Origin of the sequence: Micromonospora violae (assembly GCF_004217135.1) — a bacterium.
Classification (GTDB): domain Bacteria; phylum Actinomycetota; class Actinomycetes; order Mycobacteriales; family Micromonosporaceae; genus Micromonospora; species Micromonospora violae.
In genome coordinates, this window is the sequence record NZ_SHKK01000001.1 from 3,858,027 (window position 1) to 3,871,959 (window position 13,933).

At 71.2% G+C, this 13,933-nt stretch carries 15 protein-coding genes; 6 read left to right on the forward strand and 9 right to left on the reverse strand.

Translation table 11 applies throughout. The annotated features are described in order from the left end of the window. Positions 1-124: 124 nt before the first annotated feature. The 4 genes from qcrB to ctaE all read right to left on the reverse strand — a co-directional run bounded on the left by qcrB (position 125) and on the right by ctaE (position 4,412). Complete coding sequence (gene qcrB / locus EV382_RS16945; protein WP_130403099.1) at positions 125-1,756, reverse strand: cytochrome bc1 complex cytochrome b subunit; 1,632 nt, start codon at positions 1,754-1,756, stop codon at positions 125-127. Continuing rightward, positions 1,753-2,841, reverse strand: a complete 1,089-nt coding sequence (qcrA, locus tag EV382_RS16950) for a cytochrome bc1 complex Rieske iron-sulfur subunit (protein ID WP_130403101.1) — start codon at positions 2,839-2,841, stop codon at positions 1,753-1,755. Before qcrA ends, qcrB begins: the two co-directional genes overlap by 4 nt. Positions 2,842-2,905: 64 nt before the next feature. Beyond that, complete coding sequence (qcrC, locus tag EV382_RS16955; RefSeq protein ID WP_124772806.1) at positions 2,906-3,742, reverse strand: cytochrome bc1 complex diheme cytochrome c subunit; 837 nt, start codon at positions 3,740-3,742, stop codon at positions 2,906-2,908. A 70-nt stretch (positions 3,743-3,812) separates the two neighbouring features. Next, on the reverse strand, positions 3,813-4,412 hold the full coding sequence (gene ctaE / locus EV382_RS16960) for an aa3-type cytochrome oxidase subunit III (protein WP_130403103.1): 600 nt from the start codon (positions 4,410-4,412) through the stop codon (positions 3,813-3,815). A gap of 108 nt (positions 4,413-4,520) precedes the next feature. On the opposite strand from ctaE, the gene EV382_RS16965 reads away from it, so the two are divergent. From EV382_RS16965 to EV382_RS16980, 4 genes are all read left to right on the forward strand, one after another. Next, positions 4,521-5,441: a cytochrome c oxidase assembly protein gene (locus EV382_RS16965; protein WP_425271904.1), complete on the forward strand. Its 921-nt coding sequence runs from the start codon at positions 4,521-4,523 to the stop codon at positions 5,439-5,441. Between the two features lie 187 nt (positions 5,442-5,628). Further along, positions 5,629-6,024, forward strand: coding sequence for a response regulator (locus tag EV382_RS16970; protein WP_088988339.1), 396 nt, complete (start codon positions 5,629-5,631; stop codon positions 6,022-6,024). Positions 6,025-6,114: 90 nt separating this feature from the next. Beyond that, the gene (gene trpD, locus EV382_RS16975) at positions 6,115-7,173 is read left to right on the forward strand and encodes an anthranilate phosphoribosyltransferase (RefSeq protein ID WP_130403105.1); all 1,059 of its coding nucleotides are present in this window, start codon (positions 6,115-6,117) and stop codon (positions 7,171-7,173) included. 301 nt (positions 7,174-7,474) lie between these two features. Then, positions 7,475-7,678, forward strand: coding sequence for a hypothetical protein (locus EV382_RS16980; RefSeq protein WP_130403107.1), 204 nt, complete (start codon positions 7,475-7,477; stop codon positions 7,676-7,678). A gap of 107 nt (positions 7,679-7,785) precedes the next feature. On the opposite strand, the gene EV382_RS16985 is transcribed toward EV382_RS16980, so the two are convergent. After that, positions 7,786-8,211 carry a cytochrome c oxidase subunit 4 gene (locus tag EV382_RS16985; RefSeq protein WP_130403109.1) on the reverse strand — a complete coding sequence of 142 codons (426 nt, stop codon included), beginning with the start codon at positions 8,209-8,211 and terminating at the stop codon, positions 7,786-7,788. A 9-nt stretch (positions 8,212-8,220) separates the two neighbouring features. Further along, positions 8,221-9,192, reverse strand: coding sequence for an aa3-type cytochrome oxidase subunit II (ctaC, locus tag EV382_RS16990; RefSeq protein WP_130403111.1), 972 nt, complete (start codon positions 9,190-9,192; stop codon positions 8,221-8,223). A gap of 230 nt (positions 9,193-9,422) precedes the next feature. Here ctaC and EV382_RS16995 point away from each other — a divergent pair, with 230 nt between their 5' ends. Beyond that, positions 9,423-10,574 carry a cysteine desulfurase family protein gene (locus EV382_RS16995; RefSeq protein WP_130403113.1) on the forward strand — a complete coding sequence of 384 codons (1,152 nt, stop codon included), beginning with the start codon at positions 9,423-9,425 and terminating at the stop codon, positions 10,572-10,574. Further along, positions 10,571-10,804: a sulfurtransferase TusA family protein gene (locus EV382_RS17000; protein ID WP_130403115.1), complete on the forward strand. Its 234-nt coding sequence runs from the start codon at positions 10,571-10,573 to the stop codon at positions 10,802-10,804. The genes EV382_RS16995 and EV382_RS17000 overlap by 4 nt, the downstream gene beginning before the upstream one ends. A 204-nt stretch (positions 10,805-11,008) precedes the next feature. On the opposite strand, the gene EV382_RS17005 is transcribed toward EV382_RS17000, so the two are convergent. The 3 genes from EV382_RS17005 to EV382_RS17015 all read right to left on the reverse strand — a co-directional run bounded on the left by EV382_RS17005 (position 11,009) and on the right by EV382_RS17015 (position 13,875). Further along, positions 11,009-11,986: a carbohydrate kinase family protein gene (locus tag EV382_RS17005; RefSeq protein ID WP_130403117.1), complete on the reverse strand. Its 978-nt coding sequence runs from the start codon at positions 11,984-11,986 to the stop codon at positions 11,009-11,011. Between the two features lie 199 nt (positions 11,987-12,185). Continuing rightward, entirely contained in the window at positions 12,186-12,554 is a 369-nt protein-coding gene (gene erpA, locus EV382_RS17010) for an iron-sulfur cluster insertion protein ErpA (protein ID WP_007463211.1), read from the reverse strand. Between the two features lie 181 nt (positions 12,555-12,735). After that, positions 12,736-13,875 carry a glycerate kinase family protein gene (locus EV382_RS17015; RefSeq protein ID WP_130408911.1) on the reverse strand — a complete coding sequence of 380 codons (1,140 nt, stop codon included), beginning with the start codon at positions 13,873-13,875 and terminating at the stop codon, positions 12,736-12,738. Between the last annotated feature and the right edge of the window lie 58 nt (positions 13,876-13,933).

Sequence of the window (13,933 nt, forward strand, 5' to 3'; positions counted from 1 at the left end):
GTCGCGCGGGGTCGACCGGTCCCACCGCGCCCGTCCGACTCCTGGCCAGATACGGCCGGGGTGCGGATACGACGGGGCGCCCGCCGGAATCCGGCGGGCGCCCCGTTTCGGTGCTGTTGGGCGGTCAGCGACGGCTCTCGCCGCTGCTGATCTCCTCGCGCTCGGGTCGGGCCTCGACCGGCGGGTGCCCCGGCGAGACCGGTGCCTCGACCGGCTTCTCGATCGGGTAGAAGAAGCCCCGGATGGCCGGGCCGAGGGCCCCGAGCCGGTTCATCTTCTTCGGCACGACCCAGCCGACGTAGTCCAGCTGGCCGTGGCCGTCCGCGTGCCCGTTCGACGCGCTGAGCGGCTGGTGCACCTCGACGAACCGGCCGTCCGGCAGCCGCCGGATGATGCCGGTCTCCACGCCGTGCGCGAGCACCTCCCGGTCGTGCTGTTGCAGACCCAGGCAGAGCCGGTAGGTGACGTAGTACGCCAGCGGCGGGAGCACCAGCAGGCCGATCCGGCCCGCCCAGGTCATCGCGTTCAGGCTGATCTGGAACTTGTCCGCGATGACGTCGTTGGCGCCGGAGAGCGTCAGCACGACGTAGAACGCGACGGCCATGGCGCCGACAGCGGTCCGGGCGGGCGCGTCCCGGGGACGCTCGAGCAGGTTGTGGCTCCGGTAGTCCTTACGCTGCCGGGCCTCCAGGAACGGGTACATCGTCGACAGACCCACCAGGATGCCGGGCAGCACGACCGTCGGCCAGAACAGCGGCGGGATGACGTACCCGTCGCCGAGCGGGATGTTGATCTCCCAGGCCGGCATGAGTCGGGTCGACCCGTCGAGGAACATGACGTACCAGTCGGGCTGGCTGGCGGCCGAGACCACCCACGCCTCGTACGGGCCGAACAGCCAGATCGGGTTGATCTGGAACAGACCGCCCATCAGCGCGATGACGCCGAAGACGACCATGAAGAAGCCGCCCTGCTTCAACGCGTACCGCGGGAACATCCGCTCGCCGACCACGTTGTTGTTGGTCCGGCCGGGGCCGGGCCACTGGGTGTGCTTCTGCTTGAAGACCAGGCCCAGGTGCACGCTGATCAGCGCGACCAGCAGGCCCGGGATGAGCAGCACGTGGGCGATGAAGAACCGGCTGATGATGATCGTGCCCGGGAACTCGCCGCCGAAGATCGACGAGGTGACCCAGGACCCGATCACCGGGATGGACAGCATGATCGCCGAGGCGATCCGCAGGCCGGTGCCGGACAGGCCGTCGTCCGGCAGCGAGTAGCCGGTGAAGCCGGCCAGGAAGCCGACCCAGAACAACAGCGAACCGATGATCCAGTTGGTCTCGCGCGGCTTGCGGAAGGCACCGGTGAAGAAGACCCGCAGCATGTGCACGACGATCGCGGCCATGAACAGCAGCGCCGCCCAGTGGTGCATCTGCCGCATCACCAGACCGCCCCGGACGTCGAACGAGATGTCCAGGCTGGAGGCGTACGCGGCGGACATCGGCGTGCCCTGCAACGGCGCGTAGCTGCCGTTGTAGACCACCTCGGTCATCGCCGGCTCGAAGAAGAAGGTGAGGAACACACCGGTCAGCAGCAGGACGATGAACGAGAACAGCGCGATCTCGCCGAGCAGGAAGGACCAGTGGTCCGGGAAGACCTTGTTCAGCAGCTTGCGCAGCGGGGTGGCCACCGCGAAGCGGTCGTCCACTCCCACCGCGGCCTTGCCCGGCGTCGCCGCAAGGTCAAACTTTCGACGCTTCATGGCCGCTCCCAGAAATCAGGCCCGACGGTCTCGGTGTAGTCGGACTTCGCCACGAAGAAGCCCTCGGAGTCCACCTCGATCGGCAGCTGCGGCAGCCGCCGGCTGGCGGGGCCGAAGACGGGCCGGGCGTTGTCGGTGATCAGGAACTGGGACTGGTGGCACGGGCAGAGCAGCCGGTTGGTCTGCTGCTCGAACAGGCTGGCCGGGCATCCCGCATGCGTGCAGATCTTGGAGAACGCCGCGTAGTTGCCCCACATGTAGTCGCCGTGGCCGATCCGCTCGTTGGCCCGGCGCGACTCCTGCGCGTCCGAGTCGCGGAGGTGGATCAACAGCGTCGGCGAGTCGGCGTGCTTGTTGCTCACGCCGTGCTCGATGCCGGGGAAGACGGTCAGCTGCCCACCGGTGCTGATGTCCGCCGGGCGGATCGGCCGGCCGTCCTCGCGGACCAGGCGGATCCGCTGGCCGCCCTCGGCGGTGGCGAACCCGGTGGTGAACATCTGGTTGTTCTTGTGCGGCTGCGAGATCAGACCGCCGACCAGCGGCGCCGCGGCGACCGCGGCGACCGGTGCGAGACCGGCCAGCAGCGAGATGCCGAGCAGGGGGCGACGCTTCACTCCCAGCTCGTCGGCCATGTAGAGCATCGTCTGGCCGGTGATCGTGCGGCCTTCCTCGTCCACCTGGCCCTCGTGCCGGTCCTGGATCGAGACCTCCTTGGGCAGCAACTTCTTGCCCCAGGTCAGGATGCCGAAGCCGACGGCGAGCAGCGCCACGCCGAGGGTCAGGCCGAGCAGCGGGGTGTAGAACTTGTCGCCGCCGCGGCCCGCCTCGTACTCCCACGGCCACGCGATGTAGATGACCATGAAGGCGGTCGCGGCCAGGCCGGTGATCAGGAAGAAGCCGGCGACCACCCGGGTCAGCCGACGCTCCGCCTTGGTGCCCGGTTGCACCTGCGGCTCGTAGTGGACGATCTCGATGTCGTCCCGACGCGCGCCCTCACGAACGATGTCGAACCGGGTCAGCTTGGGGTCGTTCACGTCGAGCGGCTCCCGGCCCTGCGGGGCCTGGTGCTCGGTGTGGGTGCTCATGCCGTCACCTCGCTACGGGTGGCGCCGAGCGGCACCACAGCACTGAATCGGATGGCCTGCTCGGTCACGACTTACCCGCAATCCACAGGCTAGCGAAGACGAGCGCCACGATGCCAACCAGGAAGATCGCCAGGCCCTCGGTGGACGGGCCGTACCGCCCGAGGTTGAACCCACCCGGGTCCTGGTCGTGCTTCAGCGTCTCCTGGATGTAGGCGATGATGTCGGCCTTCTGCTCCGGGCGGAGCTGGTTGTCGCCGAACACCGGCATGTTCTGCGGGCCGCTCAACATCGCCGCGTAGATCTGGCGGTCGGTCGCCGGGTGCAGGCTCGGGGCGAACTTGCCCGAGGAGAGCGCGCCGCCGCCGCCACCGAAGGCGTGGCACTGCGAGCAGTTGATCCGGAACAGCTCACCGCCGGCCGCGACGTTGCCGTCCTCGCGGAGGTCGTCGCCCTCGGGGACGACCGGGCCGCCGCCGAGCTCCTGGATGTACTGGGCCAGCTGACGGGTCTGCTCGTCGGTGAAGACCGGGGGCTTGCGGTGCGCCTGGGCCTCCTGGCGGGCCAGCGGCATCCGGCCGGAGCTGACCTGGAACTCGACCGATGCCGCGCCGACGCCGATCAGGCTCGGCCCGCGGCCCTCGACGCCCTGGGCGTTGCGGCCGTGGCAGGTCACGCAGCTCACGTCGAACAGCGCCTTGCCCTCGGCGGCGGCGCCGGTCAGCTGCGGGTTGTCCTGCGCCTGGGCGCCCGGGGCGAAGACGGTGTATGCGCCGCCGGCGAGCATCAGCGCGGCGATCAGCCGGACCGCGGCGCCCAGCCGGCGGCGGCCCCTGCTGCGCGCGGCGGGCCGCTCACGCAACCGCGCGAGCAGACCGCGTCGGCGGTCGTTGTCAGAAGTCATGAGCGGTGTCCTTAACCGGTTGGACCTGTCTCAGGGGACGGAGCAGCAGCGCGGAATGTGACGCGCAAGATCACTGGAGCCAGTAGATCATGGCGTACAGCCCGATCCACACGACGTCGACGAAGTGCCAGTAGTACGACACGACGATCGCCGACGTCGCCTGCGCCGGAGTGAACCGGCCCATGGTCGTACGGACCATGAAGATGATGAAGGCGATCAGACCACCGGTCACGTGCAGGCCGTGGAAGCCGGTGGTCAGGTAGAAGACCGACCCGTACCCGTCTCCGTTGATCTTGACGCCGTCCGCGACCAGGTGCCGGTACTCGTTCAGCTGACCGAGGACGAAGATCAGGCCCATCACGAAGGTGACGGTGAACCAGCGCCGCAGCGCGTGCACGTCACCCTTCTCCGCCGCGAAGACGCCGAGCTGGCACGTCACCGAGGACAGCACCAGGATCACCGTGAAGGTGGTCGCGTACGGGATGTTCAGCGCTTCGGTGTGCTTCTCCCACTGCTCCGGCGCAGCCGCGCGGATGGAGAAGTACATCGCGAACAGCGCCGCGAAGAACATGAGTTCGCTGGAGAGCCACACGATCGTCCCGACGCTGACCATGTTCGGTCGGGTCAGAGAGTGGATCCGGCTCTTGTCAATGGCTGGGGCCGCAGTCACGCCGTCATTATTGCCCCTGACCGGGGCCGGCGATCAGCGGGGTGGCAAACCTGCGCCTTCCGTGGCCCCAGCGTCAGGGTCCGGTTCGCCTGGCCTAGCCTGAAAAGCGTGCTGCACGTCGATCCGATCCTCGCCGCCACCTCGGCCCCGCCGCCGTTCACCGTCGGCACGGTGCTGACCGAGACCCGGCTGGACAGCTGGCTGGCCCTCGGCCTGGTGCTCGCCGCCGGCCTGTACCTCTACGGGGTGTACCGGCTGCGTCTGCGGGGCGACCGCTGGCCGATCATCCGTACCGTCTTCTTCCTCGGCCCCGGCCTGGGCGGCATCGCGCTCGTCACGGTCAGCGGCCTGCACGCGTACGACACCGCGCTGCTGTCCGTGCACATGATCCAGCACATGGTGCTGTCCATGGTGGCGCCGATCTTCCTGGCGCTGGGCGCGCCGATGACCCTGGCCCTGCGGACCCTGCCGGTCCGGCCGCGCAAACGCCTGCTCGCGATCGTGCACAGCCGCGTCGCCCGGGTCTACAGCTTCCCGCTGGTGGCGTTCGCCATCTTCGTGGTCAACCCGTTCGTGCTGTACTTCAGTGACCTGTACCGCTACACCCTGGAACACGCCTGGGCGCACGAGCTGGTGCACGCGCACTTCATCATGACCGGCTGCGTGTTCTTCTGGCCGCTGCTCGGCCTCGACCCGCTGCCCGGCCGCTGGCCGTACCCGGCCCGCGCGCTGCTGATGCTGCTCTCCGTGCCGTTCCACACCGTGCTCGGCCTCACCATCATGCAGAGCAGCACGCTCTTCGGCGGCGACTGGTACCCGTCGCTCAACCTCGGGTGGGTCGACCCCTGGCAGGACCAGGTGGTCGCCGGGGGCATCCTCTGGGCCGGTGGCGAATTCGTCAGTGTGACCATGCTCGCGGTGCTGGTCGTGCAGTGGGTCAAGCAGTCCGAGCGGGAGGCCCGCCGGGTGGACCGCGAGCTGGACCGCCAGGAGGCCCGCGAACGCGCCGCCGACGCCGCGCCCGCCTGAGCTGCCCGGACGGTACGCCCCGACGCGAACGCCGGGCGGGATGTCGGCTACGTCACGCCGACCGGTACGATCTGCGGGCAGCTACGAGGTGGAAGCGGAGTGCCGGCATGAGTGAGCGCAGCGAACGAATCATCGGACTCAGTGCGATGGTGCCTCATGACGGCACGGAGCGAAGCGGAGTGCCGGCATGAGCGATCGTCTTTGCACCGTCTTGCTCTACAGCGACGACCCGCAGGTCCGTGACCGGATGCGGCTGGCCGTCGGCACCCGGCCCGCGCCCGGTCTGCAGATCGAGTTCGTCGACGCGTCGACCTACGCGGAGACCATCCGGCTGGTCGACGACTACGAGATCGACCTGCTGCTGCTCGACGGTGAGGCGAGCCCGGGCGGCGGCATCGGCATCGCCCGGCAGATCAAGGACGACCGGGACGACGCTCCCCCGACCTGCCTGGTGATCGCCCGCGCCGCCGACCGATGGCTCGCCGCGTACGCCGAGGTCGACGCGACGCTGGTGCACCCGCTCGACCCGGTGACCACCGGCGGCACGGTGGCCGAGTTGCTGCGGACGCACGCACCCGCCTGACGTCCCACGCTCCTCCGGCACCCCACGGCGCCGGATCTCCTCGGCGCCGGTTCCAGCCCACCCGCACTTCGCATGCTCGGGAGGCCCGCCATGGGCGATCGGACCTGGCCGCACCTGCTCAACGCGCTGCTGCGCGGTGACGAACTCTCCACCGCCGACACGGCCTGGGCGATGGACGAGATCATGACCGGCTCGGCGACCGCCGCGCAGATCGCCGCGTTCGCCGTGGCGCTGCGCGGCAAGGGGGAGACCCCCGCCGAGGTGGCCGGCCTGGTGGAGGCGATGCTGGGTCGCGCGGTCCCGGTGGTCCTCCCCGAGGAGCTGCGCCGCACCGCGCTCGACGTGGTCGGCACCGGCGGTGACCTCGCCCACACGGTCAACATCTCCACCATGACGGCGCTGGTGGTCGCCGGCGCGGGCGTCCGTGTCGTCAAGCACGGCAACCGGGCGGCGTCCTCCCTGTGTGGCACCGCCGACCTGCTGGAGTTCCTCGGCGTCCCGCTGGATCTCGGCCCCGAGCAGGTCGCCCGCTGTGTCGAGGAGGCCGGCATCGGGTTCTGCTTCGCGGCCCGGTTCCACCCCGGGATGCGACACGCCGGCCCGGTCCGCCGTGAGGTGGGCGTGCCCACCTTCTTCAACTTCCTCGGCCCGCTGACCAACCCGGCCCGCCCCCGGGCCGGCGCGGTCGGCTGCTTCGACCTCCGGATGGCCCCGGTGATGGCCAGCGTGTTCGCGGCCCGTGGCGACTCGGCGATCGTGATGCGCGGCGAGGACGGGCTGGACGAGTTCACCACCGCCGCCCCGACCCGGGTCTGGGCGGCCCAGGGCGGCACCGTACGAGAGGCCGTGCTGGACGCGGCGGACCTGGGGGTACCCCGGGCCACCCTGGCGGACCTGCGCGGCGGTGACGCCGCGTACAACGCGGGTGTGGCCCGCCGGCTGCTGGCCGGTGAGACGGGTCCGGTCCGGGACGCGGTGCTGGTCAACGCGGCGGCGGCGCTGGCCACCCAGGGCCCGCTGGACGGCGACCTGACCGAGGCGCTGCGCGCCGGCCTGGCCCGCGCGGCCGAGGCCATCGACTCCGGCGCGGCCGCCGCGACTCTGGACCGCTGGATCGAGACCGCCACCGCCCAACCCGCCACCGCCTGACCCGTCGGCGCCTGACCCATCGGCGTCTGACCCGTCAGCGTCTGACCCGTCCGTGCCCTCTGCGGGCGGACTCCAGGGCGTGATCGACTCGGGTTCCTGCAATCCGCGGTGTCCCGGCAGCCCGGACACCCCGATTTCAAGGAAGTCGAGTGGATCACACCTGATGACCGACGAGTGGGCGACGGTGCGCGGGGATTTGTCGGACCCGTCTGGGAAACTACAGCTGAGTAGTTCTCTGCCGCCGTCGGTGCGTCGCTGTCGCATCCGGGCGGGCCGGCCTGGTGATCGAGAGGAGACGCCCGTGTCGCACCGCGAGCTCTACTGCGACGTCTGCGAGGGCGTGGCGCTGTTCGAGGCCCCGCCCTGCGTCGACGGCCACGGCACCGACTGTCCAGAACTGATCTGCACCGACTGCGGCGCCGCCGTGGTCATCGGCGCGATCGCCTTCCCGGTCACCCGGCTGCCCGTCCGCCACCGCCAGCCCACCCACCGCCGCGCCGCCTGAGCGCCAGCGCCGCTCGACCGGGGTCAAGCATGACCGAAGGCCCGCTCCCCCACCGGGGAACGGGCCTTCGTCGTGCGGGGTCGGTCGCGTTGGCGACCGGGTGTGGGTCAGTGCTCGGCGGTACGCCGGGTGCCGCTGTAGTACTCGAACAGGAGACCGCAGGCGGCGAAGACAACGGCCACCAGGCCGGCGCCGATCAGCCAGTACTGCCAGAACACCATGCCGAGCGCGGCGATCGCGGCGGCCAGCGCCAGACCGAACGGCCAGTAGCTGCCCGGGCTGAAGAAGCCGACCTCACCAGCGCCGTCGGCGATCTCGGCGTCCGCACGGTCTTCCGGGCGCAGGTCGATACGGCGGGAGACGAACCAGAAGAAGCCACCGCACATCGAGCAGAGCAGGAACGACAGCAGCAGGGCCACGGTGCCGACCCACTCGACGCCGCCCGACTCCCCGTTCGTCCAGGCGCCGTAGAGAATCGTGGCACCGAAGAGGAACCCGGCGATGATCAGGAAGATACGCCACTCGGTCTTCATGCCGCTGCCTCAGCTTCCGGTGCGGGCCGGAACTTTGTCCGGGTTGAAGTTGTCCTGCGTCCGCCGGGTGTCGAACGGCCGCGTGGTCTCCGCGTACGGCTCCTCACCGATCGCGGACAGCGCGTCCTGGGTGGACTTGCCGCTCTGCTTGGCCGCCAGGAACTGGTCGTACTTCTCCGGCGACACCACCCGCAGCTCGAAGTTCATGAACGCGTGGTAGCTGCCGCACAGCTCGGCGCAGCGCCCGACGTAGGCACCCTCGGCATCGAGGCTGGAGACCTCGAACACGTTGCGGATCTTGCCCGGCATGACGTCCCGCTTGAAGAGCAGCTCCGGCACCCAGAACGAGTGGATGACGTCGCGGCTGGTCTCCTCGAACCGGATGGACCGGTTGGTCGGCAGCACCAGCACCGGGATGACCTCGCTGGTGCCGAGCGTCGACGCGGTGGTGCGGGCCTCCGGGCCCTGACCGTCGCGGTAGTTGAACTGCCAGTTCCACTTGAACGCGACGACCTCGACCGTGACGTCCGGGTTCTTCGACAACTTGTCGACGTCGGTCTGCACGATCGCCGTGTAGTAGAAGAGCACGGAGACGATCAGGATCGGCGCGATGGTGTAGAGGAACTCCATCGGCATGTTGTAGCGGGTCTGCACCGGCAGCGCGTTGCCACGCTTGCGGTAGCGCACGACACACCAGAAGATCAGGCCCCACACGAAGACACCGACCGCGAGCGCGGCGATGCAGGAGGCGATCCACAGGTCGTACATCCGCTTGGACTCCGCCGAGATGCCGCCCTGCGGCCAGCCGAAGCCGTCAAAGGCCTGACCCACGTCACAGCCCGTGAGCAGAACCAGCAACGCCACGCCACCGAGACCGAGCCCGGCCAGGCGACCAGCACCGCGCCCCCGGCGTCCACCAACCCCTGGGGAAGCGCTGTGCCGTACGGCCGACGGCCGTACCTCCGAACTCCTTGCGACCACCTGGTCCTGCCTCCCTAGCGCGCCGCGGTGCGTCTTTCCTCAGCACCGGCGGCAAAGGCGTCACCGACGGTCGCAGATTACTCGACCATGACGGACTCGACCGTGGTGGGGTCACTGTCCGCCCCCCATCGGGGGGTTCCCAGCCATACCGCCGCGATAGCGTGTTGGTCTGTGAGCGCGAGGAGTGAGCCGGGGTTGCGAGCCCCGCAGCCGCGAACGAAGGCAGGTCTGTGAGCGCATCCCCGGTCTACCTGGACGCGGCGACCGCCGCGCCGATGCATCCGGTCGCGCGGCAGGCGCTGTTGGCCGCGCTCGACGACGGCTGGGCCGACCCGGGCAAGCTGTACACGCAGGCCCGCAGGGCCCGGCAACTGCTCGACGCCGCCCGCGAGGCCACCGCCGTGACGCTCGGCGTCCGCGCCGATGAGGTGTCCTTCACCCCCAGCGGTACGGCCGCAGCCCACGGCGCGGTGCTCGGCGGCCTGACGGGCCGGCGTCGGGTCGGGTCGACGCTGGTGCACTCGGCGATCGAGCATTCGGCGGTGTTGCACGCGGCGGAGCGGCATGTCGGCGCGGGCGGGACCGCCACCGTGGTGCCGGTGGACCGGTTGGGCCGGCTGGACCTGTCCGCCTGGTCGACAGCTGTTCGGTCCCCGGGGGTCGCGCTGGCCGCGTTGATCACCGCCAGTCACGAGGTGGGTACTGTGCAGCCGGTTGCCGAGGCGGCGGCCGTCTGCGCCGACGTGGGGGTGCCGCTCTACGTGGACGCGGCGCAGTCGGTGGGCCGGGTGCCGCTGCCGGCCGGCTGGTCGGTACTCACGGCGAGCGCCCACAAGTGGGGCGGGCCACCCGGGGTGGGGGTGCTGGCGGTCCGCAAGGGCACCCGCTGGGAGTCACCCTGGCCGGCCGACGAGCGGGAGAGCCGGCGTACCCCAGGGGTGGTGAATTTGCCGGCGGTCGTGGCGGCGGCGGCGAGCCTGCGGGCGGCGGCGGCCGACGCGGCAGCCGAGGCGACCCGGCTGGCCGCCCTGGTGGACCGGGTCCGGGCCCGGGTCGCGGCGGAGGTACCGGACGTGGAGGTGGTCGGCGACCCGGTGCTCCGGCTCCCCCACCTGGTCACCTTCTCCTGCCTGTACGTCGACGGGGAAGCGCTGCTGCACGCCCTGGACCGGCGGGGCTTCGCCGTGTCGTCCGGCTCGTCGTGCACCTCGTCCACGCTGCGTCCGTCGCACGTGCTGGAGGCGATGGGGGTGCTCTCGCACGGCAACGTGCGGGTCAGCCTGCACCGGGAGACGACCGAGGCGGACGTGGAGCGGTTCCTGACCGAGTTGCCGGGGATCGTCGCGGGGCTGCGCGCCGAGGCCGGGGTGGTGGGGCTGTGACAATGCCGGACGAGGTGATCGACTGCCGGGGGCAACGCTGCCCGCTGCCGGTGATCGCGGCGGCGCGTCGGATGCCCGAGGTGCCGGTCGGCACGGTGGTCCGGGTGCTGGCCGACGACCCGGCGGCGGCGGTCGACATTCCCGCCTGGTGCCGGATGCGCGGCCAGGAGTTCCTCGGCTCGGTCAACGGCCCGGACGGCCCCGCCTACGACATCCGCCGAACCCACTAACCCCACCCCGGCCCCACCCTCGGCCCTCGCGCCCCCGAACCCCACGCCCCCGTCCGCGTCGCCCCCGCCCCGTCCGCGTCGATCATGGAGTTGTGGTGGGGGACAAAAGCCGCACACGGCGACCATTCGGCCACCACAACTCCATGATCGACGCGAGCAGAGGCGGGGCGCGGCGGGACGACGCGGGGCGGGCGGGGCGGGGGGTTACGGGAGGAGGTGGGGGCGGACTTCTTCTGCTGCGGTGTCGCCGTAGGACTCGGCCAGCCGCTTCACGAACAGGTCGCGGCGGACGTCGTACTCCTGGGTGCCGACGGTCTCCAGGACCAGCGTGGCCAGCAGCGAGCCGACCTGGGCGGCGCGTTCCAAGCCGAGGCCCCAGGAGAGCGCGGTGAAGAAGCCGGCCCGGAAGCCGTCGCCGACGCCGGTCGGGTCGACCGCCCGGATCTCCCGGGCGATCGGTACGTGGATCGGGTCGATGCCGCGCCCGGCGATCTCCACACCGTGCTTGCCCAGCGTGGTGACCCGCACCTTGACGAGGTCCAGGAGTTGGTCGTCGCTCAGCTGCGCCTTGCTCTGCAGCAGCGACTTCTCGTAGTCGTTGGTCATCAGGTACTCGGCGCCCTCGATCAACGCCACCACGTCCTCGCCGCCCATCCGGGCGAGCTGCTGGGACGGGTCGGCGGCGAAGGCGTACCCCCGGCTGCGGCACTCGGCCGAGTGGCGCAGCATCGCCTCGGGGTCGTTGGCGCCGACGAGCACCAGGTCCAGACCGCCGAGCCGCTCGGCGACCGGGGCCAGCTCGATGTTGCGGGCCTCGCTCATCGCACCGGCGTAGAACGACGCGATCTGGCACATGTCGGTATCGGTGGTGCAGACGAAGCGGGCGGTGTGCGCCACCTCGCTGACGTGCACCGAGTCGCAGTCCACGCCGTGGCGCTCCAGCCAGGAGCGGTAGTCGGCGAAGTCGGCGCCGACCGCGCCGAGCAGGACCGGGCGCAGCCCGAGCTGACCCATCCCGAAGGAGATGTTCGCCGCCACGCCGCCGCGGCGGAGCACCAGGTCGTCGACCAGGAAGGAGAGGGACACCTTGTGCAGCTGATCGGCGATGAGCTGGTCGGCGAAGCGACCGGGGAAGCTCATCAGGTGATCGGTGGCGATCGAGCCGGTGACAGCGATCTTCATGACAACCCTCGGGGTCGGGAGCGGGGCGCGGTCAGCCTACCGGCACGGCAACCCGATGGTCACCGCTCGGTCGGACTACGGCAACCAGCCCGCCACGGCCCCTCCGGGACCGCTCCCAGGCCGGCGCGACCCCCGACCGGTACGACGATGGGGCCGTCCCGGAGAACGGCCCCATCGTCGCTGGTGCGTGTGGTGTGACTCAGTTGAACGAGTCACCGCAGGCGCAGGAGTTGCCCGCGTTCGGGTTGTCGATGGTGAAGCCCTGGGCGTCGATCCGGTCGGCGAAGTCGATCGTCGCGCCGGACAGGTACGGGGCGCTCATCCGGTCGACGACGACCTCGACGCCACCGAAGTCGGTCACGACGTCACCGTCGAGCGAACGCTCGTCGAAGAAGAGCTGGTACCGCAGGCCGGAGCAGCCGCCCGGCTGCACGGCGACGCGGAGCCGCAGGTCGTCGCGGCCCTCCTGCTCGATCAGGGCCTTGACCTTCTGCGCCGCGACGTCGGTGAGGACGACGGAAGTAGGGGCCTGGGCCTCGGTCGACTCGGTCTGCGCTGGCGTGGTCACGTGGAAGTCTCCCTGCGCGGTTTGGGTCCGGACGCACTGGCCAACGCCGCGCGCCGTCCAGTGATTCCCGGTTGTGGTCCTCAACCGATCGTACGCCGCCCCGGCCGGGCTCACCCGCGTGGCGTGACCCCCGCCGCAGGTCGGCCCCGCACCACGGCGGGCGGACGGGCGGCCGCGACGCTCAGCGGCTCCACTGCCGGGCCAGCCGGGCGCCCAGCTCGTGCAGCCCCTCCGCGGGCCGGCTCAGCGCGGCGTCGAGCCCGCCGCCCGGCTCCCCACCGAAGTGCTCAACCAGGCTGTACGCGTCGGTCACCCCGGCCGAGGCGGCCTCCCGCCGACCGGTGCTCACCTGCCCGGCCACCACCACGCAGGGGACGCCCCGGTCGCGGGCCGCACCGGCCACCCCGGCGACGACCTTGCCGCGCAGCGACTGGTGGTCGAACGATCCCTCACCGGTGATCACGAGGTCGGCGGTGTCCAGTGCCGCGTCGAGTCGGGTGGCCCGGGTGACCAGGCCGATCCCCGACTCGCAGCCACCACCCAGGGCGAGCAGCGCCGCGCCGATGCCACCGGCGGCCCCGCCTCCGGGCAGCGCGCCGAGTCCCGCCGGGCAGCCGGCCAGGTCCCGTTCCAGCACCGCCGCGAAACGCTCCAGGGCCGCGTCGAGCAGCAGCACGTCGGCGCGGTCGGCGCCCTTCTGCGGGCCGAACACGTTGCTCGCCCCGTGCAGGCCGAGCAGGGGGTTGTCCACGTCGGTGGCCGCGACCAGCCGGACGCCGCGCAGCCGGGGCGCGCCGTCCAGCGCGTCGACCGCGGCGAGCGCCGCCCCGCCGTACGGGAGCGCGGCGCCGCCCTGGTCGAGCGGGGTCACGCCCAGCGCGGCGAGCATTCCGGCGCCGGCGTCGTTGGTGCCGGAGCCGCCCAGACCGATCACCACCGTGCGGGCGCCGCTCTCCACCGCGGCGGCCACCAGCAGACCCAGCCCGTACGAGGTGGTGGTCTTCGGATCACGTTCGGCCACGGTGAGCAGGTGCAGGCCACACGCCTGCGCGCTCTCCAGGTATGCGGTCGCGCCGTCCGTGGTGAGCAGGATCTCACCGGCCGCCGGCCGGCCCAGCGGATCGACCGTCGACACCGGCACCCGCCGGCCGCCGAGGGCTTCGGCGAGCACCTCCACGAAGCCCGGCCCACCGTCGGCGAGCGGCCGGATCAGCAGATCATCTCCGTCCGTGACGGTGCGCCAACCGTCGGCGACCGCGGCGGCCACCTCCGGTGCGGACAGGGTGCCGGCGAACTTGTCCGGGCAGAGCAGCACGCGCATGCCGAGCAGTGTGGCAGCCCACACCGAGCGAAGCTGCGTCGCGCTCGGGCTGTGGGAC